The following is a 20,378-nucleotide window of genomic DNA, read 5'->3' as shown; positions in this document are numbered from 1 at the left end:
GAGGAAGGGTATGAAATCAGTAACAAGAATCTTAATAACAGCTTTGGTGCTAACTGGGATAGGCTTTATTCCTCTCCCTTATGAATTAGAGACCGTGAGGCCGGCTTTGAATGCCAAAGACTTTGTCCAAGTTCAAGGAGGAACTGATAAAGGAAAAGGTAAAATCTATGTCATGGCTGTTGGTGTTTCCAAGGCCCGAGTCTTCAGTCTCTTTTTGACTCTGCTGCCTAATTACAGGCTGGAAACAGAGTATGTCTCTGTTCCTGAAAACTATTTCGATAAGGAAAAGGGACGGGAAGAGCGAGAGAACAGCACTATGGGGTCTTCTCATCTCAATGCCTTGCAGGTAGCTTATCAAGCAGCTGGTCGTACTGTTGAGATTAGACATAAAGAGATTTTTGTGGATGCTGTCAGCCAAGAGACGCCGTTAGCTCAGGAGCTGCAGAAAGGCGATGTGATTTTAAAGATTGACAATCAGACTTACACTAGCCCATACGACATCGTTGATCAGATGGAACAGCGGACAGTCGGCGATGTGGTATCAATTGAGTACAGCCGTAATGGTGTAATCGGTTTGGCTAGCGGTCCTGTGATTGTGGATGAGACAACTGGTAAGCCTGGTTTGGGGATTGCATTAGGTTCCAAAGCCAGTGTTGCCATGAATCCTCTGACAAAGTTTAAGAGCAACGGTGTAGCAGGCCCCTCTGGTGGACTCATGTTCAGTTTGGAGCTGTACAATCAGCTCGTGTCTGAAGACATTACCAAAGGAAAAGCTATTGCTGGTACTGGAACGATTGACCACAAGGGAAATGTTGGCCGGATTGGCGGGATAGAGATGAAGGTCATGGCTGCCGATAAGGCAGGCGCGGAGATTTTCTTTGTTCCCGATGATACCATTGACGCCGATATTGCCCAGTACAATCCCAAGCTGCGCTCTAACTACCATGAGGCACTTCGTGCTTCTATCAAAATCAAGAGTAAAATGAAAATCGTCCCTGTCAAAACCTTCAACGAAGCTTTGAACTATCTCAGAGAGATGGAATAAGAGACTTTACTACTCTATGAATAGTCAATAGAAACACAAGCTCTTGCTAGTTATTTATCTGGCGAGGGCTTTTATTATAGAATTTTTTAAAATAATTGCCACCTTGGCACATAAATTCTTGCTTTCCAAATTGAAGTGTGATATATTTATAACATAAAGAGTGTTAAATATTTCTAACATAAGGAAAGGAGTCTATCATGAAAAAAAGTCAAAAAACGGGTGGCCTCATTACAATGATTGCCGCAGCTCTTTTTATTGATTTTACTGTTTTACTTGGTTCTAATCTTAGTTGGGGTCCCAAGTTGATTATTCTCGGTATTTCAGTATTAGGTCAGATTGTAGCTATTTGGGGCTGGCTGCACATGAAACCATGGCCTCATAAGAGTCAGAAAGGTAAGGGGAAGACTATTTTTGACTTGTCTGCTAAGCTTTACACGATGCTTTTGTTTGCAGCAACCATTTTTTATACAGTAGGAATTTGGGTTGCAACCCCAAGCGAAGGATCCAGTATTAAGGAATGGATTTTGGGAGTTGGCCTCGTTATTGAAGCGATTGTATTTGGTTTTTTCTCTTTGAAAAATGTCAAGGAAACTCCAGACGAACGCTTTTATGCTAATTTAGCTAAGGCAGCTAGCTTGATGTTTGTCTTTATACTAGGCGCACTGATGATCCTAGCAGTTATCATTGGGTACATGGGTTCTCTCACTCTCTACATGGGCCAGATCTTTATTAGCATAGCTGCCTTGATTTGCATCTTTGCAGTTGTCTATCTTATCTTGGAGCGGAGAGGATAACCATGGCCAAAGAAAGCAAGATTATCACTAATCTCAAATCCGTTCGCGAATCCATGGGCATGACCCAGCAGGAGCTAGCCGACCGCATCGGCATGCGGCGCGAGACAATTCTGCACTTGGAAAATAACCGCTACAACCCTTCGCTGGAAATGGCTCTCAAAATTGCTCAAGTTTTTAACCTTAAAGTGGAAGATCTCTTTGAACTCAGACAGAAAGAGGAGGCATAATTCTTTTCGAGACCTAGTATTAAGTTTGTTGTTCAGCTAGGGCTTGAAACAAAAAGAAAAAACCTTTGAAACTTTGATTTCAAAGGATTTTTGTTATATAAATTACTTAACTTCTGTAAAAGTTAACTTATATACTTACAAAGCTTATTTTAACAGATTTTATAACTGTTTATAAAAAAAGTAGAGAAAAAGGTAGAGTTTTAACTTACATCACTATAATACAAAACTCTTCGGGCGTATTTATTTTCATCATAATTTTTACTTATTTATTTTTCTATTTCTCTAAATACCTTCTAAATGTACATTAAAGTAGAAAAAGCACGTCATTGGATCTTTGAAAAACATTACACTATTTTTATTCGTATGTTAACTTGATTGAATCTTTTTCTTCAAGCATTTTTTTAATGTTAATGACAGGTAATAGGAAGTTTGGGAACTCATTACCACGAGTGATCATATCAGATACGATAGGCCGAATATAGGACCAAAGAATTGCTAAACCATTCTCTTTAAGAAAAGTTTCAAAACTAATATCAAATTCTGTTTTGTCGTATATAAACGAAAATTCTCCTACAATATCTACAATAAGCTCAAAAGCAGAATCATCTGAATACATATTTCCTTGCTTTGTTATTAAGTTAACGTAAGCAAGGTTTTCAGACTTTCTTATTAAAATCTGAGCAGATAATTCAGGTTTTAAATTAATAGTACTATTTGTTTGATCAAAACTAGGATTTCTTCGATATGATACTTCATTTAAAAAATAATCTTTAAATTGTAAAGAGGACATTAAGCTGCCACCTCACTACTTTCTTTTGTTGTAATTAAGTTTTCAGAATCTATTGGGAAATATGAAAAACATGATTTCTTGTTTTTTATAATATATTTAGACATTGCATCTACTTTATTTATAGAATTCAAATCATAAAAATCATTTTGATTATCTAATTGAGAGGTAAAATGTATTTCATCTTTATATTTTTTAGGACTTCCTGACATATTCAAAAAATAATCAAATTCATTGTTTACTGAATAGATTTTGTTGGCCTTAATATTTTCAACTAATTCTTGGAACATTGGAGAATCCATCAAAGAAAATTCTTCAGTTCCTAAAAAGTTTGATAATAAACTCATAAAAGCCTCCTTATTTATAAAATGTTTGTAATACAATTTAAATCACGTATACAAATTTCTTCTCCATTCTTGCCGTTAATCACTGGTAAAAATGAAATATCAGTATATGTTTTGGACTGTACGGCTTCAAAATTCTTTCCATACTGAGACGCTAAATCAAGTAGTAGTTCAATAATTAACCCTTGATTTTGGTTAAGAAGAGTAGCTCTATTTTTGGCTCCGCTATCTGAAATACTTGCAATCTCACGTTCAATTTCAATATATGCCTTTTGTCGATATTCATCTAATATACTTTGGTTTGTTGGTTCATCCAAAATAAAAATATTGTCTATAGATTTTATAGTGATTTCGGCGTTAACTAATTCAGGCTTAACCCCAGGTTTGCTTAGTTCAAATGACTTATACTTTGCTACATAAGCAGAAGCAATAGTTTTACCAGTATCGTTATTAAAAGGCAGAAAAAAGTAAACACCGTTACCCAAGTCGTTCGGATGTCTCTGTTTATTAATACCAGGTTCATATTTTTTATAAGAAAAACCAGCAGATAGGATATTTTTTTTCCTTTTATTGGTGGTGCCGTGCCACCCACTATATTGTAGCATAGAACCTCCTGATAAAGCTACTACCTTGATTATACTGTTAAAGATTAGATAATTCAAACATTAAGGCCTTTTTTGAAAAAATTCTAAACTATTATGAGGAGTTTTTTAACTGTACGAATCATGTTTTCTGGGAAAACAGTCAATTTCTTAATGATATTTCCGAAACTTTTAAAAAAGAATGGATTTCCACATCAAGCCAATTACGGTATTTATTTTTCTTCAGTCCAAATATTCGCCACCTCAAGGCGAGAGTAAATTTCGATTATTTTGTATTCTCCTTATTATAATTCTCTTCTTCATATAACAAATATTCCCAAAGATCTATTACATCGTCATTTTCCAAATTCCTATAGATATCATTGAAACTACTAATAAAAAATTCTCTTGAAATCTCATTATTCAGGTATTTATTAGCAGTATCAATAATAGATTCTATATTCTCTTGAATTATTCTATCATCGATATAACAATTAGCTTCTTGTAACTGTTTTGTAGTTTCTATACTAATATCCTTCCTCTGTTTTATATCTTGTAGAAGTGTGTAAATTTTTTTTTGATACGGAAAATCAAATGAAACTTGCATATTATCTTTTGCCATTAATTCCAATTGCTCTATTCTTTCACGCACATTAATATTTTCTAAATCATATAAATTTTCAATTTGATCAATTAAATACTGAGGAACTCTATTTTCCAACAAAAACACAGATAAATACCCACTAATTTCCATTCTATCAAAGTTAAGAGGAGTTATTTCCTCAATAAATTTTAAATACGAGGATTTATCTGATGTATTTCTTAAATAAACCAGAATTTCACTTATAGCTATTCTCTCATCTATTTTTATAGCACTTAACCCTCTTTTATTTTCTGTATGATAAAATATTTTCTGAGCCTTTGAATCATTTCTAAGCTCATATGAATAAGTACCTGATTTTTGGCTTCCTTTCTCAACGAGTTCATAATAATGTTTTGCTATTTTGGAGACTACTCGTCCAATCAATTTCCTTATGCTATCATTAATTGAAATAATACTTGGGTTAAGAGTCGAACCTCCATATTCAACATGATTATCATCAAAAAATTTATGAATTAGCTTATATTCCCAATTATTTCCTACCTCTGCAAATCTATCATATCTTGCATTACAATAGAAGTTCGCTAAAAGATCTAAAAATTGATGTTCTTGCTTGTTAAAATTATCCTTTCCTCCTACTGCTTTTGCAATCCTTGCATTCAATGTTACATGATTATGAATCTTAATACTTTCGGAGTACTCCTTAATAGGTTCTGCTCCCTCAAATTCCCATAGTACTAAAATTATCTTTTGTAATCTTTCAATACCTACAGAAATATTATATAAAGCTAAAAATAATTCTGTAGGCATCTCCAAATCAATTATATTCATATTGTTAAAAATAGATATACCATGATAGATAAACTCTCCTGAAATATCTAATTCAGAAACCATGTTAAAATTTTTATAGTACCAGTTTTTATTTTCCATTTTTACTCTCCAAAATCTACCACATTATCTGGTTCGTTATTAAACAAAGTCACGCGTCCCATCTTTCGGTTGTTCTTTTCTTCTAGTTTAACATATAAGTGGAGTGGGCGCTTGAATTATCTATCACGTATTTTCAACAGCCTTTACGTGTTGGCCAAATACATTGGGTACATGAAGGTGAATTGCTGGAAGTGGTGCTATGAGAACACTTAAGATATGTGTGTCGAACTGAGAAAAGTCACAGGCTTCAAATGAGTAGTGGCCTGAATTATGTCTAAGTAGCTCGATTTTGTTGACTATGATGTCATCAACTATCGCAAACATTTCCACGCAAAGGGTTCTAGATAAGTTAAGCTGTCCTGCAATTCTTACTGTCACAGCTTTGATTTTTTCAGCTAGACTTTCTGAAATGTTAGCAGGTACATTAGTTTTTGAACAAATATTGTTGCAATGAATATTTTCCTGAAAATGGGAAACCGTCACATCCTTACTATTACCAGACACGATTAATTGCTATAATTTATACCTTCTGACTTAGACGACTATTTTGTTTGAAAAATAGGCAACATCTTAGTGCTTCATTGTAAGCCTTACTACCTTTTAAATAGTAATCATGTTTAGCTATATTAGCTTTCTTTTTCACGATTGTTTCTCCTTTTTTATATTATATACTATTGATAAAAAACATAGTTAAACTAGGTGAGAAAAAGGTAGAGTTTGGATTGCAATACAATATCGCATTTAATAAAAAGAAAAAGCCTTTGAAATATTGATTTCATAGGCTTTCTTTGTCTCAATTATTTTACCTCTGTAAACACAACGTGTTTGCGAAGTTTTGGTGAGTATTTCTTCAATTGAAGACGGTCTGGAGTGTTACGTTTGTTTTTAGAAGTAAGGTACAAGCGTTCACCAGATTCTTTGTGTTCAAGTGTAATATTTACGCGCATGGTATCTCCCTTCTATTATTCAGCTGCAGCAGCTTTAGCGATTTTACGTCCTTTGTAGTATCCTTTAAGTGATACACGGTGAGAACGTGAGTAATCTCCAGTAGTTTCGTCAAAATTTACAGATGGAGCTGTTACTTTGTAGTGTGTACGACGTTTGTTTTTCTTCGCTTTTGAAGTGCGACGTGCAGGTACTGCCATTGTTTGTTTCTCCTTTTAGAATGTAATTCGATGCAATCTCATGATTTTCATCAACTTTAACAGTATAACAAAACTTTTTTGTAAAGTAAAGTTACTTGACAGAAATTTTTGATTTTCTTTTGGACAATGGCAAAGTTTTTTAGCAGTTACACCTATTTTTGGAGCATTGTTTTAATATTCTGAAAATTTAAAAATTTTCTTCTGTCCAACAGAGCATAAGTGTGGTATAATAAAGCACAAAGATGACTACAATGAAAGGGAAAGACATGACAGATAAGCTAGATACACGCCACAGAAGTAAGATTTATGACAGTATGGTCAAATCTCCTAACCGTGCCATGCTTCGTGCGACAGGGATGACAGACAAGGACTTTGAGACTCCGATTGTCGGAGTGATTTCGACTTGGGCTGAAAATACGCCTTGTAATATTCACCTACATGATTTTGGTAAACTAGCCAAGGAAGGAGTAAAAGGACAAGGTGCTTGGCCTGTTCAGTTCGGTACGATTACCGTAGCAGACGGGATTGCCATGGGGACACCGGGCATGCGCTTCTCTCTGACTTCACGCGACATCATCGCAGACTCCATCGAAGCTGCCATGGGCGGACATAATGTGGATGCCTTCGTCGCTATCGGGGGCTGTGATAAGAATATGCCTGGCTCTATGATTGCCATTGCGAACATGGATATCCCAGCTATTTTTGCTTATGGTGGAACTATTGCACCGGGAAATCTGGATGGCAAGGATATTGACTTGGTTTCCGTCTTTGAAGGCATCGGGAAGTGGAATCATGGCGATTTGACTGCTGAGGAAGTGCGCCGCATCGAGTGTAATGCCTGCCCTGGCCCTGGTGGCTGTGGCGGTATGTATACGGCTAATACTATGGCGACAGCTATTGAAGTCCTTGGGATGAGCTTGCCTGGCTCTTCTTCTCACCCAGCAGAATCTCAAGATAAGAAGGATGATATCGTGGAAGCTGGTCGAGCAGTTGTCCGGATGCTGGAAATGGGGCTTAAGCCATCTGACATTCTGACTCGCGAAGCCTTCGAAGATGCGATCACAGTGACCATGGCTCTGGGCGGCTCTACCAATGCTACTCTGCACTTGTTGGCCATTGCCCATGCGGCTAATGTGGAGCTGACCTTGGATGATTTCAATGTCATTCAAGAGCGCGTGCCGCATTTGGCGGATTTGAAACCATCCGGCCAGTATGTCTTCCAAGACCTATACAATGTCGGTGGTGTGCCTGCCGTTATGAAATATCTTTTGGCTAACGGCTTCTTGCATGGTGATCGAATCACTTGTACAGGTAAGACTGTGGCGGAAAACTTGGCTGACTTTGCTGACTTGACGCCAGGTCAGAAGGTCATTATGCCGCTTGAAAATCCAAAACGTGCGGACGGTCCATTGATTATCTTGCATGGGAATCTGGCACCAGATGGCGCGGTTGCCAAGGTATCAGGTGTTAAAGTTCGTCGTCACGTCGGACCTGCTAAGGTTTTTGACTCAGAAGAAGCTGCTATTGATGCAGTGCTGGCCGATGAAGTAGTCGATGGCGATGTAGTCGTGGTTCGCTATGTTGGTCCAAAAGGTGGCCCTGGCATGCCAGAAATGCTGTCACTTTCTTCTATCATTGTAGGGAAAGGTCAAGGAGACAAGGTAGCACTCTTGACAGACGGCCGCTTCTCAGGTGGTACCTACGGCCTCGTTGTCGGACATATCGCTCCGGAAGCTCAGGATGGTGGACCAATTGCCTATCTTCGTACAGGCGATATGGTCACGGTTGACCAAGATACCAAGGAAATTTCCATGGCAGTTTCTGAAGAAGAACTTGAAAAACGAAAAGCAGAAACAACCATTCCACCGCTTTATAGCCGCGGTGTACTTGGTAAATATGCCCATATGGTATCCTCTGCTGCTAAAGGTGCTGTTACCGACTTCTGGAAACCAGAAGAAACAGGGAAGAAATAGCCTATATATGACAAAAGAACCCGCTAGTTTTTCTAGCGGGTTTGATATTTTTAATATAGAAGAACTTAACACTTTCTTATCTGGGACTGATCCCCAAGGCAATGCGGCCGAAGCGGCTGATACGGGTGATTTTCCAAGCAGGAGACCAGGTAACCTCGACAGAGGCACTTTCAATCTCGTCGATTTTCTTAAGAGAGTCCATGATGGCGATGGGCAGACTCTCAGCACAGTCACAGGCTGTATCGGTAAAGGTCATAACAACCTTGCAGTGGCCGTTTTCGTCTAAGTTAATTTCATAAATCAGCCCTAAGTTATAGACATCCAGCTCTACATCCGGATCGTAAATGCGCTCGAGCTTCTCCACCAATTTATCCTGAATTGCAGCTGCTCGGTCGTTGATTTTGATATCGTCTCTCATGGCTATCCCCTTCTATTCTGAGTTGAATTGTTTTTATTTTCTCACAATTCAGACTTTTTTTCAAGCTATTTTGGAATGTGAAAACGGATTTAGTTCTTCCAAATGAAAAATCCCTTTCGGGCTCCTCAAAATGGCGGACTTATGATAGAATATAAGTACTAAAGAAGGCGGAGGTCAGAAGATGAAATTACAAAAACCTAAAGGAACTCAGGACATTCTTCCTCAAGAATCAGCCAAGTGGCAGTATGTAGAAGACTTTGCCCGCAAGATATTTAAAAAATACAATTACGGCGAAATCCGTACGCCAATTTTTGAGCACTATGAAGTCATTAGCCGCTCGGTCGGGGATACAACAGACATTGTGACTAAGGAAATGTATGACTTTTATGATAAGGGCGACCGCCATATCACACTGCGTCCAGAGGGGACAGCGCCTGTGGTGCGTTCTTATGTGGAGAATAAACTTTTTGCTCCTGAAGTTCAAAAGCCTGTTAAAGTCTATTATATGGGCTCTATGTTTCGCTATGAGCGGCCTCAGGCTGGCCGTCTGCGCGAGTTTCACCAGATTGGAGCAGAGTGTTTTGGATCCAGTAATCCTGCTACAGATGTAGAAATGATTGCCATGGCGGCTCAATTTTTCAAGGATATTGGCATCACCAATGTCAGCTTGGAGCTTAACTCGCTAGGGAATCCTGAGAGCAGAGCTGCTTACCGTCAGGCCTTGATTGATTATCTGACTCCACTGAAGGCTAGTCTCTCAGCAGATAGCCAACGTCGCTTGGAGGAGAATCCGCTGCGCGTGCTGGATTCTAAGGAACCCGAAGACAAGGCGGCAGTAGAAGGTGCACCGTCTATTCTGGACTATCTGGATGAGGAGAGCAGTACCTACTTTGCGGCTGTTCGTTCTATGCTAGAGACCTTACAGATTCCTTATGTCATCAATACCAACATGGTCCGTGGCTTGGACTACTATAATCACACCATTTTCGAGTTTACGACAGAGGTGGCTGGCAGTCAGCTGACTATTTGTGCTGGCGGCCGTTATGATGGGTTGGTGGCTTACTTTGGTGGCCCTGAAACGCCAGGTGTTGGCTTTGGTATGGGCTTAGAACGCCTGCTTCTTGTACTTGACAAGCAAGGAGTAGAGCTGCCGATTGAAACCGCTCTGGATGTGTATGTAGCTGTTCTAGGAGCTGGTGCCAATGGCAGAGCTTTGGAGTTGGTACAAGCTCTCCGCGCACAAGGTTTTGCGACGGAGAGGGATTATCTCGACCGCAAGCTCAAGGCTCAGTTCAAATCCTCAGATATCTTTAAAGCCAAAACTCTTATCACCTTGGGTGAAAGCGAAGTGGAAAGTGGTCAGGTGACTGTTAAGAACAATCATAATCGTGAGGAGATTACTGTTAGCTTAGACCAAATCCAAGAAAACTATCAGCTTATTTTTGAGAAATTGGGGTTTTAAAGGCTTGAGTCTAACAACCGAAAATGCTATAGTATCAGGCGTTTTAGCGAACTTGGTTGACAGCATGTCAATATATTTTCTAAAAAAATATCTTTAAAAGCTTGAAACATAAAGTGATTATTGATATAATGTACCCGTTATATAAATTTGCTAAAGGAGAAACAACTATGGCACAAATTAAATTAACTCCAGAAGAACTTCGTCAATCTGCAAACAGATACACTGAAGGTTCTGAAAATGTAACTCAAGTTTTGACTACATTGACTAATGAACAAGCAATTATTGCTGATAACTGGGATGGTTCTGCATTTGATAGCTTTGAAGCACAATTCAACGAATTGTCTCCAAAAATCAAAGAATTTGCACAATTGCTCCAAGATATCAATGCTCAGTTGATTAAAGTTGCTGACATCGTTGAGCAAACTGACCAAGATATCGCTGCACAAATTCACTAATTTTGTTATAACGGCTTTAGGAAGGCAAGAGCCTTCCTATTTTTGTAAAGATTAAAAATGAAAAAATGGCAGTTTCTTTCATGTTTGATAAGAAAATCGCTGCAATGTAAAGGCAAGCTCTGACAATCTGAATCAATATCTGAATTAGACTGTTAGAGCTGTTTGTGTCTTTCTGTGTGCTTTTTTATGTAACAATAAACTAAAAAATTTAAAAAGAAAAAGAAATTTACATCCATGGGAAATAAAAAATTACTTAAGTATATAGGAAACGTTGTTTTGGTTATCGCCTTGCTGGCTGCAGTAGTGACGCTGAATGTCGCAGTGCAAAAGAATACAAGCACTGCTAGGGACAGCAAGATTCGCACTGACCAAAAGACTAAACTGAATGTTGCGGTTGTTAATGAGGATCGGGCTGTCAAGGTTGACAAGAAAGAGTACAATCTTGGTGCTAGCTATGTCAAGAATCTGGAACGAGATGACTCTCAAAACTGGTATATTGTGACGCGTGGAGCTGCGGATACTGGTCTCGAAAATGGCAAATATCAACTGGTCGTAACGATTCCAAGTGACTTTTCAGAGAAGGTGCTAGATGTTAATGCTATCAGTGCAGATCGGACAATCGTCACTTATAAGGTCAATGCTGCTGGAAATCAGCAGATTGAAAATGAAGCTAATAATCTAGCTAAGGATATTATCGCGGATTTGAATAGCCAGTTGGTTGATATGTATATGGCTAGCATCCTGAGCAATCTTTATACAGCCCAGCAAAATGTGCAGGCTAGTTCAGAGGTGCAAATTACCAATATTGGCAATTATCGAACCAACTTGTTGGAGTCTGCCATTGGATCTAAGAATATCTTCCCAACGCTAGTCAGTATGTCCGCTTCATCTGTCGAAGCCAATAACTCTCTGAAGACGACTCTGGAAACTTATGCTAAGGCTTTTGATGACTTGGATAACTCTCAGGCCACTTATGGAAAGAATTTTGATAGTCTTCTCAAACAGCGAGCGGATGACCAAGTTAACTATGCCGCATTTATGAAGCAACTGATGGAAATGGACGAAAAAGTTGTCCATAATAATACTCAAGAGCTTTATGCTAAAATGGAGACGACACTTAAAGAATTGGAAAAGCAGTTGAGTTCTTCCGAAAGTGCAGATAAGTCTTATGCACAGCTAACTGGAGATGTTAATGATCAAATAACAGCTTTAACAAATAGTTTGAAGGCTGAACGTGCTAAATTGGATGAGCATACAACTAAAGAAAACATTGAAGGATTTGTTAAGACAAAATTAGCATCCTACTATGGTGTCGATGAAAATACATCAATTACTTTGGAAACATTGCTCGGAAGGGATGGTTCGACTGCCCTCAATAGCTATGAAGAGATTCTGAGAAACCAAATAATCGCAGCATTGGCGACTGTACCAAAAAACTATCCTGCTGAAAAGGAATTCGAACTTTCTGTCTCGATGAATGGTTTTGATTATGAAGCGGCTCAGCAGTTTGGAGGAGCAAAAGGAAATGGAGCTGATGAATTGGGAGCACTAGCAGTTGCGGCAAATCAAGCAGCCAGTTCTACTACCGATCAGGTCAGTGGCCAAGCCGGCAGCAAAGCTACTGTTTCTGTTCATTCACCGGCTGGGGTAACAGTTAACTCTATTACTTACAATGGGAAACCAGTAACAGTTGGTGAGGCGATTGACTTAGATGCAAATGGTAGTTTTTCTGTTCAATACAGTGTGGCTAGTGATGCTGTAGCCAATCCATTCGATACCCAAATCGATATTTCTTTGAATGGCGTCGCGATTGCTAGCGCACCTGTGAATGTAAAGGAAGCTCAAAAAGCTGCCGCTTTATACGGTGCTAAAGTCCAAGAACTTTCTTCTGCTTACCAAAATGCTAAAAATCTGATGGATGTCTATTCTGCTTTTGTCAAACTCAAAAATGAAGATGTTTCCAAGGCTTTGTCTAATCTGATGTTTGATGCTGTTCAAAGCAACCTTAAGGGTTATCAGGACAGTATTGAAAAAGCTAATAATCAAGATAATAAGAATCAAAATCAAGATAATCAGAAAAAAACTGAAGAAAATGGAAGCATTAAAGAGAGATTGGATAATGCTCTGAGTGAGCTGAACAAATTGGGACCAGACTTAACAGCTAATCTTCAACAGATTGAAGATAGCAATAAGGCCCTGACAGACAGCATGAGGGAGCAGATGGCTTTGTATGTTCAATTGACAGAGAAGGTGGAAAGCATGAGGACTTCACGAGAATCCTCTACTGATGCACTGAATAAGACGGATGCTGATTTGTCATCTCTGAATTCAGAATTCTCATCCTTGCTGTCTTCGACTTCTGGCGTTAAGTCTTCTTCACAGACCAATGTGCAAGCAGCTGATAGTGTCAACCAGATTTTCAGCAGCTTCAATCGTGAGCTGGAAAATGCACAAGGAACAACAGAGAAACTGTCTGCGAATGCTGAGAGCTTGATGGGGCAATTCAATAAGGAATTGGAAGATAATGGCAACTTTGTGGAGTCCTTTGTCAAGGTTCTGAATAATGCCTATGAGAATGGTGTTCCTAATGAAGTATTGCTGGACTTCCTGTCTAATCCAGTTGCTCAGTCTTCTTCATCTGTCAAAGCGACTGTCAATGTTTACCGTCCGTTTACTTGGATCCTCTTGTTGGAGATTGTCAGTCTCTTTACGGCCTATCTCTTTGCAACGCAAAATATTGTGCGCAAAGTTAAAGACCGCTTTAAGCTTAATAAACTACAAGATACAGATATTACGACTGTGGGCATTCTAGGCTTCCTGTCTCTGACGATTGGTCTGGTTATTGGGATTGTCTCTAGCATGCAGCTTCACATCGGCAAGGAATATGTTCCGTCTTGGGTCTTGTTGATTGTGGTTGCTAGCTTTGTCTTGATTCAGGGGCAGTATTTGATTCTCAAGCACTTGCGCGTGATGGGTATGGGCTTAGCATTCTTCATGATTATTAGCTTTGTCTACCTGTCTAATGCTATTGGTACGACAGCTAGTTTGACAGGCTTCCCAGCCTTTATCAAGAGCTTGAATGCCTTGTCAGTGCTAGAAGGCATGCTGTCAGGTTACTTTGACGGCAAGACCGCTGGTTTCTTTGCCATCTTTGGTCTGATTGTCCTACTGGCTCTGCTGGTTGCAGCTAATATCTTTATCAAGACTAGAACATTAAAAACTGAGGAAGTTTAAAAGAGTATGAAAAAAATTCTGTTTTTATTCCTAGTCCTAAGTTCGTTTGCGGTGACGGCTGTCGCCGCAGATGAGCTGAAGGATAATCGTCTGCAGATAGATAATTCGCGGATTGAAAAAGAGCAAGAACTGAACTTTGGTGCACAATCGGAAGGCACCAAGTCTCTTTTCGTTGCTGAGAATCAGGAAAAAATTCAGGAAATGAAGCAGTATCAAAATAAACAGTTGGCCACAGAAGCGGGACAACTGTTTTCTGCTATACAGGGGCCAACGGATATTTACCATTCCAAGGAGCTTTTTCAGCCGGGAACGGAAAAATTGTCCAAGTTGCAGACGAGTTTGAAAAGTGATGATGAAAGCAGCTGGGATGATTTTCTGCCAGGAGTAGTCTACTTTGTAGCAGCCGTACTCTTGGTCAGTATGACTGTCTTTGTCAGCTATCGTATCAGTAAGGGAGAAGTATAACATGGAAGGACATATCAATATCACCCTCCGTTTGCGGGATAAGGACGTGGATATTCGTATTCCTAAGCGGATTGAGGTCCGTCGTTTCATTCGGGAGATTGATCAAATTTTCAATATCGAAGGAAAGCGTCATAAGTATCAGCTGCGGATTATTAACAAGGGGCTGATACTGGATGAGGGCAAGGTTTTGGCTGATTATCCAGTCACAACAGGAGATTTAGTAGAGATTGAGGAGATTTAAGGTGACTGAGGAAAAATTTGTATTTGCTGAACAAGAGTTTATCTATGAAAAAAATGATAAGAATTGGAGCCTAACACTGAAGCGTTCGGATGTGGCAACGCAGGATTTGCGGGAGCTCTTGCTTTTGGACCTGCATCATCCACTTTTCTTGGAGCAGGAGACTAAGGCCGACCATGATAGTGTTTATTTCACCTATCAGATTGAGCCTTTGGGGCTGTCCAAGGAAGAGATTGAAAAGCGCACGATTTCTGAGCGGATTCGTCTGGCTCTCAATGTTTTTGCTTTGGAAGCGGCGCTGGAATTGCCGGTGACTTTTTTGTTGCATCCTAGCAATCTCTTTATTACCAAAGATGCACAGGCTAAGATTGCCTACCGCGGAGTTCCAGGTATTATGACACCTCAGTCTATTTCTCGGGAGGACTTCTTGCGTCAGGCTAAGTGCTTTGCGGTGACGCTCTTTGCAGATTTGGACTTTATGGAGCTTTACAAGGGCTCGTTGGAGCTAGAAACTCTGCCAGATTTCCTCGTGGAGCTGCGTGAGGCTGACAGCCTGGAAGATGCGGTTGCTGTTTTGGAGAAATCCTATCAGGAAAAGGCTGCAGAAGAAGCAGAGAAGCAGACACTGGTCTCCAAGCGCCAGCATAAGATTTTCAAACTGGCGACCATCTGGCTGACAGCAGCTGTTGTGATTTTGACCATTCCTTTGATTTATTTGATTTTCATACAAAATCCTTTCAAGGAAAAGCTGTTACAGGCGGATACTGCCTTCATCAAAGTGGACTACAGTAAGGTCATCGATGAGCTGGAAGGAATCTCTCCTAAGAGTCTGCCGAATACACAAAAATATGAACTAGCCTATTCTTATATCCAGGGGCTGGAATTTTCCGATGATCAGCGTAAGGTCATCCTGAACAATGTCACACTAAAATCAGATGATTTGTATCTCAATTACTGGATTCAAGTTGGACGTAATGATTTTGAAGATGCTTTGGATACAGCCAAACGGATTAATGACTCAGATCTGATCATCTATGCCTTGACTCAGGAGATGAAAAAGGTGCGTGAGGACGATAGTCTGTCTGGTAAGGACCGGGAGACTAAGCTTGAGTCCTTGGAAGGCGAGTATAAGAAATACTGGGATAGCCGCAAGGAGCTTCTAACTGGTGATTCTAGCTCAAGCGCTTCTGGCGAGGAAGGTTCTTCAGGAGCAAGCTCTTCCTCCAGCAGTGAAGCGTCGTCTAGCAGTAGCGCGAAGGAGTAAGTATGAGCAAGACAATCATCATCTATACAGACCATCTGCGCTATGAGCTGCAGCTGACAGAGGACAAGAAAGTTCTCCTAGCAGCGAGTGAGAAGGCTCAGCTTTACCTGCCTCATCAGGAGACTCCTATCCAGCTTCAGCTAGCTAAGGGGCAAGTTTTTTATCAGATGGGGGAAGAAACGGGTGTCGTAACTGACGGCCTGACCTTGGGTAATCTGACCTTGTATCAATCTGATTCAGAACCGGCTGTTTATGACCTACTGGACAGAAAAGAGTTATTCATCAGCGACCAGAAGGGGTCAGCTATCAGTCTGGAAGCGCCTTTGGAGTTGCTCTTGAAGCGAACGAATGATTCTTGGCTTTTGACTAAGATGCGAGGTCAAGTTTACCTCAATCACGTTGAGTGGACGGGAGACCAAATTCAGCTGGAAGCCGGCGACGAGCTAAGCTTGGAAGGTATTTGTCTCAAGGTCTATCCAGAAGAAATCTGGGTGACAGGTCCGGCTACGGTCAGCTCTAGTCTGACCTTGCGGGGGGCTTCTCGCCATGGTTTTTATCCAGACTATCCAGACTATCACCGCTCGCCGCGGATTATCTATCGGAGCTCAGAGGACAAGATTCAGATTGCTCCGCCAAGCAAGGAACCTCAAAAGCCTAATGATGAGCTCTTGAGACTGATTGTGCCGCCACTTCTCATGGTTGGGGTGACGGTACTGATTACACTGGTTCAGCCGCGGGGAATTTATATCCTCGTTACAGTTACTATGTCAATCGCCAGTGCAATCTTTTCGGTTCGCGGTTTCTTCAAAAACCGCAAGAAGTTCAAGGAAGACAAGAAAGAGCGCATCGATCTTTATCACCTCTATCTGAAAGACAAGGCTATTGAGCTGAATAAGCTGGAGCGTGAGCAGCGTGATGGCATGCTTTACCATTTCCCAAACATTAACGAATTAACGGGTCTGGTGACAGACTACAGTCACCGCATCTACGAGAAGACACCGCTCCACTTTGACTTTCTCTACTACCGCTTGGGGCTTGGCCAAGTGCCAACCTCCTATAAGCTGACCTACGGTCAAGAGGAGCGGAGCGGAAAGAAAGATGCGTTGGAAGAGGAGGGCTATGCTCTCTACACTCGGCATAAGAAAATTCCTGATCTTCCTATCGTGGCTAATCTCAGCCATGGGCCGGTCGGCTATATCGGTCCGCGCAATCTAGTCCTGGAACAGCTCCAGCTCTTGGTTATGCAGTTAGCGGTCTTTCACTCCTACCACGATGTGCAGGTGATTACCATCATGCCAGAGGAGGAGCGCGACCAGTGGGATTGGCTGCGCTGGCTGCCGCATGCGACTCTGCAAGAGCTGAACGTCCGTGGCTTTGTCTATAACCAACGGACGCACGATCAGGTCCTAAACAGTCTGAACCAAATCCTGAAACTGCGCAAGGCACAGAAGGAAGAAGCGACCCGGCAGGAGACGACACTCTACAGTCCTCACTATGTGGTATTGGTCACAGATGAAAAGCTGATTCTCGACCATATCATCATGGAGTTCTTCACAGAGGATCCGACTGACCTGGGCTGCTCACTCATCTTCGTGCAGGATGTGATGAGCTCGCTGTCTGAGAATATCAAGACGGTTGTCAATATCAAGGACCGCAACACTGGTCAGCTGGTCATGGAAGAGGGAATCCTCAGAGAGATTGACTTCCGCTTGGATCATTTCCCAGAAGGCTATGACAAGGAGCGAATTGCTCGGACTTTGGCGCCGCTCAATCACTTGCAGAATCTCAAAAGCTCAATCCCTGATACGGTCACCTTTATGGAGATGTATGGGGCAGAGACCTTCTCGGATCTGCAAGTCTTGCAAAAGTGGCAACAGAATGCACCGTATAAGAGTTTGGCGGTGCCTATCGGCCTGCGGGGGAAAGAAGATCTGGTCTACCTCAACCTGCATGAAAAGGCTCACGGACCGCACGGGCTGATTGCCGGGACAACCGGATCAGGTAAGTCAGAGACCATCCAATCCTATATCCTGAGTCTGGCCGTCAACTTCCACCCGCACGATGTGGCCTTCCTGCTCATCGACTACAAGGGTGGGGGAATGGCCAACCTCTTCAAGAACCTGCCTCATCTCTTGGGGACCATCACCAACTTGGACGGTGCCCAATCCATGCGGGCGCTGGCTTCCATCAATGCGGAGATTCACCGTCGGGAGCGTCTCTTCAGGGAGTTTGAAGTCAATCATATCAACCAATATCAAAAGAAATTTAAGAATGGGGAAGCAACTGAACCCCTGCCCCATCTCTTCCTCATCTCGGATGAGTTTGCGGAGCTCAAGGTCAACCAGCCTGACTTTATCAAGGAGCTGGTTTCCATCGCTCGGGTCGGGCGTTCCCTCGGGGTCCACTTGATCCTAGCTACCCAGAAGCCGTCCGGGGTGGTGGATGACCAGATCTGGTCCAACTCCCGCTTTAAGCTAGCGCTCAAGGTGGCAGACCGGACGGACTCGATGGAAATGCTTAAGACGCCAGATGCAGCGGAGATTACCCAGACTGGCCGGGCCTATCTGCAAGTCGGCAATAATGAAGTCTATGAACTCTTCCAGTCAGCCTGGTCAGGGGCAGACTACCAGCCAGATAAGGATGAGATGGGAATTGAAGACCATACCATCTACCTGATCAACGACCTAGGTCAATACGAAGTGCTCAATCAAGACCTGTCAGGTCTCGACCTAGCAGAAGATATCAAGGAAGTACCGACAGAGCTGGAGGCTATTGTCAGTCAGATCCAACTACTGACAGAGAGCCAGCAAATCCCACCGGTACCACAGCCATGGCTGCCGCCACTTAATGAGCGGATGACCCTGCAAGAGCTGGAACCTATCCAGCCTCAGGAAGCCTGGGAGCAGAAGAAGCCGGTCTCTGTTCTTCTCGGAATGGCGGATATTCCGCAGGCACAGAAGCAAGAGCCGGTCTCTGTCAATCTGTCCAAGGATGGGCATATCCTGCTCTACGGAAGTCCTGGTACGGGGAAGACAACCTTCCTGCAGAGTGCGGCTATGGACTTGGCTCGCAAGTTCAGTCCCAAAGATATCACGCTCTACCTGATGGACTTCGGGACCAATGGTCTGGCACCGCTGGGCCAATTACCGCAGGTGGCCGATACCCTGCTTTTGGATCAGACGGAGAAGATTGCCAAGTTTGTCCGCATCATGGAGCGGGAGCTCAATCGGCGTAAGAAGCTCTTGTCTGACTACGGTGTTGGGACCTTGGAGCTCTATCGTCAGGCTAGTGGTCAGCAAGAACCGGCTATTGTCATCTTACTTGATAGCTATGAATCTATGAGGGAAGAAGCTTATGAAGCGGAGCTCTTCAAACTTTTAGTGCGAATCTCCCGTGAAGGTCTCAGCATCGGTGTTCACCTCCTGGTGACAGCGGGGCGTCAGTCTAACCTTCGGGCGCAGTTCTATGCCAACTTCAAGCACCAGCTGAGTCTGCCGCAGAATGATGTAGGAGAAGTCCGCTCGATCGTGGGTTCTACCCCTCTTGCGAAAACCATGGAAGACATCAAGGGCCGGGCGCTTATGAAGCGTGACGAAGTCGATGTTATCCAGCTGGCTTTGCCAGTAGCGGGTGCCAATGATGCACAAGTCCTCAACAACTTGCGTCAAGAAGTCGCTTCTCTCCAAGAAGCTTGGACCGGACAACGCCCAAGTGCCATTCCGATGGTACCAGAGGAGTTGACGGAGGCAGACTTCTATAGCCGGGCTAGTGTCCAAGCTGCTTATGAGCAAGGCTTAGTACCGTTAGGACTGGATATGGAGACAGTTGAACCAATTACTTGGAATCTATCTAAGGGTAATCTTCTCTACTTAACAGACAAGGAAGAGCAGATGAGTACTTTGACTCGACATATTACACGAGGCAAGCAGAAGGTAATTGTGCTTGCGCCACGATATTCTACACTAAATCTAGAAGTATATGGCAAGGAAGTCATTTATGAGAATGATATACAAGATATAGAAAATTGCTTGGAAGTTCTTGAAATAGAGATTCAGAAACGCATACAACAGGAATTAAAGGATCACACAACAACAATTATTCTTTATAATGTAACAGAAATAATTGGGAATTTAACACCTATGGCACAAAAGATACTTGAGTTTATCTTTAAACAAGGTTTATATGCTGGCTATGCTTCGGTTGTCATGACAAATCAAAGCATCTCTCGGAATATTGAGCCGCCTTTGCGACTTGCAAAAAGCTTCAAACAAGCTTTGGTTAGTATGAGGCTTAATGATCAAACGATTGTGCCAGTTGCTAAAAAACCTTTAAGAGAACCTTTTTTAGGTATGCAGGCTCATTACTTCGTTCAAGAGAATGACTTTAATAAGATTAAAGTGTTGATGCGTTAACAA

General features: G+C 41.8%; 18 protein-coding genes and 1 pseudogene. 11 read left to right on the top strand and 8 right to left on the bottom strand.

The genetic code is table 11. The annotated features are described in order from the left end of the window. Window positions 1-10 precede the first annotated feature (10 nt). From RP262_RS04030 to RP262_RS04020, 3 genes are all read left to right on the top strand, one after another. On the top strand, window positions 11-1,045 hold the full coding sequence (locus RP262_RS04030; protein ID WP_002927325.1) for a SepM family pheromone-processing serine protease: 1,035 nt from the start codon (window positions 11-13) through the stop codon (window positions 1,043-1,045). A gap of 197 nt (window positions 1,046-1,242) precedes the next feature. After that, the gene (locus RP262_RS04025; RefSeq protein WP_311154389.1) at window positions 1,243-1,839 is read left to right on the top strand and encodes a DUF3796 domain-containing protein; all 597 of its coding nucleotides are present in this window, start codon (window positions 1,243-1,245) and stop codon (window positions 1,837-1,839) included. A gap of 2 nt (window positions 1,840-1,841) precedes the next feature. Continuing rightward, entirely contained in the window at window positions 1,842-2,066 is a 225-nt protein-coding gene (locus RP262_RS04020) for a helix-turn-helix transcriptional regulator (RefSeq protein ID WP_002894155.1), read from the top strand. A gap of 355 nt (window positions 2,067-2,421) precedes the next feature. Here RP262_RS04020 and RP262_RS04015 read toward each other — a convergent pair whose 3' ends face one another. The 7 genes and pseudogenes from RP262_RS04015 to rpmF form a co-directional block, all read right to left on the bottom strand. Continuing rightward, complete coding sequence (locus RP262_RS04015; RefSeq protein WP_223311006.1) at window positions 2,422-2,856, bottom strand: protein-export chaperone SecB; 435 nt, start codon at window positions 2,854-2,856, stop codon at window positions 2,422-2,424. Continuing rightward, a complete protein-coding gene (locus RP262_RS04010) occupies window positions 2,856-3,200 on the bottom strand; it encodes a hypothetical protein (protein ID WP_223311005.1) in 345 nt (114 codons plus the stop codon). The genes RP262_RS04015 and RP262_RS04010 overlap by 1 nt, the downstream gene beginning before the upstream one ends. 14 nt (window positions 3,201-3,214) lie before the next feature. Then, a complete protein-coding gene (locus tag RP262_RS04005) occupies window positions 3,215-3,802 on the bottom strand; it encodes a hypothetical protein (RefSeq protein ID WP_223311004.1) in 588 nt (195 codons plus the stop codon). A gap of 262 nt (window positions 3,803-4,064) precedes the next feature. Beyond that, entirely contained in the window at window positions 4,065-5,309 is a 1,245-nt protein-coding gene (locus tag RP262_RS04000; protein ID WP_311154388.1) for a hypothetical protein, read from the bottom strand. 2 nt (window positions 5,310-5,311) lie between these two features. Then, a pseudogene (locus RP262_RS03995) lies at window positions 5,312-5,819 on the bottom strand (ATP-grasp domain-containing protein); the annotation flags it as partial. Window positions 5,820-6,106: 287 nt separating this feature from the next. After that, window positions 6,107-6,256 (bottom strand): 50S ribosomal protein L33, encoded by a 150-nt coding sequence (gene rpmG / locus RP262_RS03990; RefSeq protein ID WP_001265622.1) that lies wholly within the window; start codon window positions 6,254-6,256, stop codon window positions 6,107-6,109. A gap of 15 nt (window positions 6,257-6,271) precedes the next feature. Next, complete coding sequence (gene rpmF / locus RP262_RS03985; protein WP_000290416.1) at window positions 6,272-6,454, bottom strand: 50S ribosomal protein L32; 183 nt, start codon at window positions 6,452-6,454, stop codon at window positions 6,272-6,274. A 251-nt stretch (window positions 6,455-6,705) separates the two neighbouring features. Here rpmF and ilvD point away from each other — a divergent pair, with 251 nt between their 5' ends. Further along, complete coding sequence (ilvD, locus tag RP262_RS03980; RefSeq protein ID WP_399553053.1) at window positions 6,706-8,427, top strand: dihydroxy-acid dehydratase; 1,722 nt, start codon at window positions 6,706-6,708, stop codon at window positions 8,425-8,427. A 76-nt stretch (window positions 8,428-8,503) separates the two neighbouring features. On the opposite strand, the gene RP262_RS03975 is transcribed toward ilvD, so the two are convergent. After that, a complete protein-coding gene (locus tag RP262_RS03975) occupies window positions 8,504-8,845 on the bottom strand; it encodes a metal-sulfur cluster assembly factor (RefSeq protein WP_002899327.1) in 342 nt (113 codons plus the stop codon). Between the two features lie 181 nt (window positions 8,846-9,026). On the opposite strand from RP262_RS03975, the gene hisS reads away from it, so the two are divergent. From hisS to essC, 7 genes are all read left to right on the top strand, one after another. Then, a complete protein-coding gene (gene hisS / locus RP262_RS03970; protein ID WP_311154386.1) occupies window positions 9,027-10,307 on the top strand; it encodes a histidine--tRNA ligase in 1,281 nt (426 codons plus the stop codon). A 167-nt stretch (window positions 10,308-10,474) separates the two neighbouring features. Then, a complete protein-coding gene (locus RP262_RS03965; RefSeq protein WP_009659211.1) occupies window positions 10,475-10,762 on the top strand; it encodes a WXG100 family type VII secretion target in 288 nt (95 codons plus the stop codon). Window positions 10,763-10,996: 234 nt separating this feature from the next. After that, on the top strand, window positions 10,997-13,996 hold the full coding sequence (gene esaA, locus RP262_RS03960; protein ID WP_311154385.1) for a type VII secretion protein EsaA: 3,000 nt from the start codon (window positions 10,997-10,999) through the stop codon (window positions 13,994-13,996). 6 nt (window positions 13,997-14,002) lie between these two features. Next, entirely contained in the window at window positions 14,003-14,461 is a 459-nt protein-coding gene (gene essA, locus RP262_RS03955; protein ID WP_311154384.1) for a type VII secretion protein EssA, read from the top strand. Between the two features lies 1 nt (window position 14,462). Continuing rightward, entirely contained in the window at window positions 14,463-14,702 is a 240-nt protein-coding gene (locus RP262_RS03950) for an EsaB/YukD family protein (RefSeq protein ID WP_002894139.1), read from the top strand. 1 nt (window position 14,703) lies between these two features. Continuing rightward, window positions 14,704-15,963: a type VII secretion protein EssB gene (gene essB, locus RP262_RS03945; protein WP_072074831.1), complete on the top strand. Its 1,260-nt coding sequence runs from the start codon at window positions 14,704-14,706 to the stop codon at window positions 15,961-15,963. A gap of 2 nt (window positions 15,964-15,965) precedes the next feature. After that, complete coding sequence (essC, locus tag RP262_RS03940; protein WP_311154383.1) at window positions 15,966-20,375, top strand: type VII secretion protein EssC; 4,410 nt, start codon at window positions 15,966-15,968, stop codon at window positions 20,373-20,375. The last annotated feature ends 3 nt before the right edge of the window (window positions 20,376-20,378 follow it).

The organism is uncultured Streptococcus sp., assembly GCF_963456385.1.
In the GTDB taxonomy this organism is placed as follows: domain Bacteria; phylum Bacillota; class Bacilli; order Lactobacillales; family Streptococcaceae; genus Streptococcus.
The sequence above is the reverse complement of the archived record's forward strand: the minus strand, read 5'-3'. Positions and strand labels throughout refer to the sequence as shown.

Excerpts from the sequence above, each read along its gene's own strand:
- RP262_RS04000 (WP_311154388.1), bottom strand. The coding sequence starts at position 5,309 with ATGGAAAATAAAAACTGGTACTATAAAAATTTTAACATGGTTTCTGAA.
- ilvD (WP_399553053.1), top strand. The coding sequence starts at position 6,706 with ATGAAAGGGAAAGACATGACAGATAAGCTAGATACACGCCACAGAAGT.
- RP262_RS03965 (WP_009659211.1), top strand. The coding sequence starts at position 10,475 with ATGGCACAAATTAAATTAACTCCAGAAGAACTTCGTCAATCTGCAAAC.
- RP262_RS04025 (WP_311154389.1), top strand. The coding sequence starts at position 1,243 with ATGAAAAAAAGTCAAAAAACGGGTGGCCTCATTACAATGATTGCCGCA.
- RP262_RS04015 (WP_223311006.1), bottom strand. The coding sequence starts at position 2,856 with ATGTCCTCTTTACAATTTAAAGATTATTTTTTAAATGAAGTATCATAT.
- hisS (WP_311154386.1), top strand. The coding sequence starts at position 9,027 with ATGAAATTACAAAAACCTAAAGGAACTCAGGACATTCTTCCTCAAGAA.
- RP262_RS04020 (WP_002894155.1), top strand. The coding sequence starts at position 1,842 with ATGGCCAAAGAAAGCAAGATTATCACTAATCTCAAATCCGTTCGCGAA.
- rpmF (WP_000290416.1), bottom strand. The coding sequence starts at position 6,454 with ATGGCAGTACCTGCACGTCGCACTTCAAAAGCGAAGAAAAACAAACGT.
- RP262_RS04010 (WP_223311005.1), bottom strand. The coding sequence starts at position 3,200 with ATGAGTTTATTATCAAACTTTTTAGGAACTGAAGAATTTTCTTTGATG.
- RP262_RS03975 (WP_002899327.1), bottom strand. The coding sequence starts at position 8,845 with ATGAGAGACGATATCAAAATCAACGACCGAGCAGCTGCAATTCAGGAT.
- esaA (WP_311154385.1), top strand. The coding sequence starts at position 10,997 with ATGGGAAATAAAAAATTACTTAAGTATATAGGAAACGTTGTTTTGGTT.
- rpmG (WP_001265622.1), bottom strand. The coding sequence starts at position 6,256 with ATGCGCGTAAATATTACACTTGAACACAAAGAATCTGGTGAACGCTTG.
- essA (WP_311154384.1), top strand. The coding sequence starts at position 14,003 with ATGAAAAAAATTCTGTTTTTATTCCTAGTCCTAAGTTCGTTTGCGGTG.
- essC (WP_311154383.1), top strand. The coding sequence starts at position 15,966 with ATGAGCAAGACAATCATCATCTATACAGACCATCTGCGCTATGAGCTG.
- RP262_RS04005 (WP_223311004.1), bottom strand. The coding sequence starts at position 3,802 with ATGCTACAATATAGTGGGTGGCACGGCACCACCAATAAAAGGAAAAAA.
- RP262_RS04030 (WP_002927325.1), top strand. The coding sequence starts at position 11 with ATGAAATCAGTAACAAGAATCTTAATAACAGCTTTGGTGCTAACTGGG.
- RP262_RS03950 (WP_002894139.1), top strand. The coding sequence starts at position 14,463 with ATGGAAGGACATATCAATATCACCCTCCGTTTGCGGGATAAGGACGTG.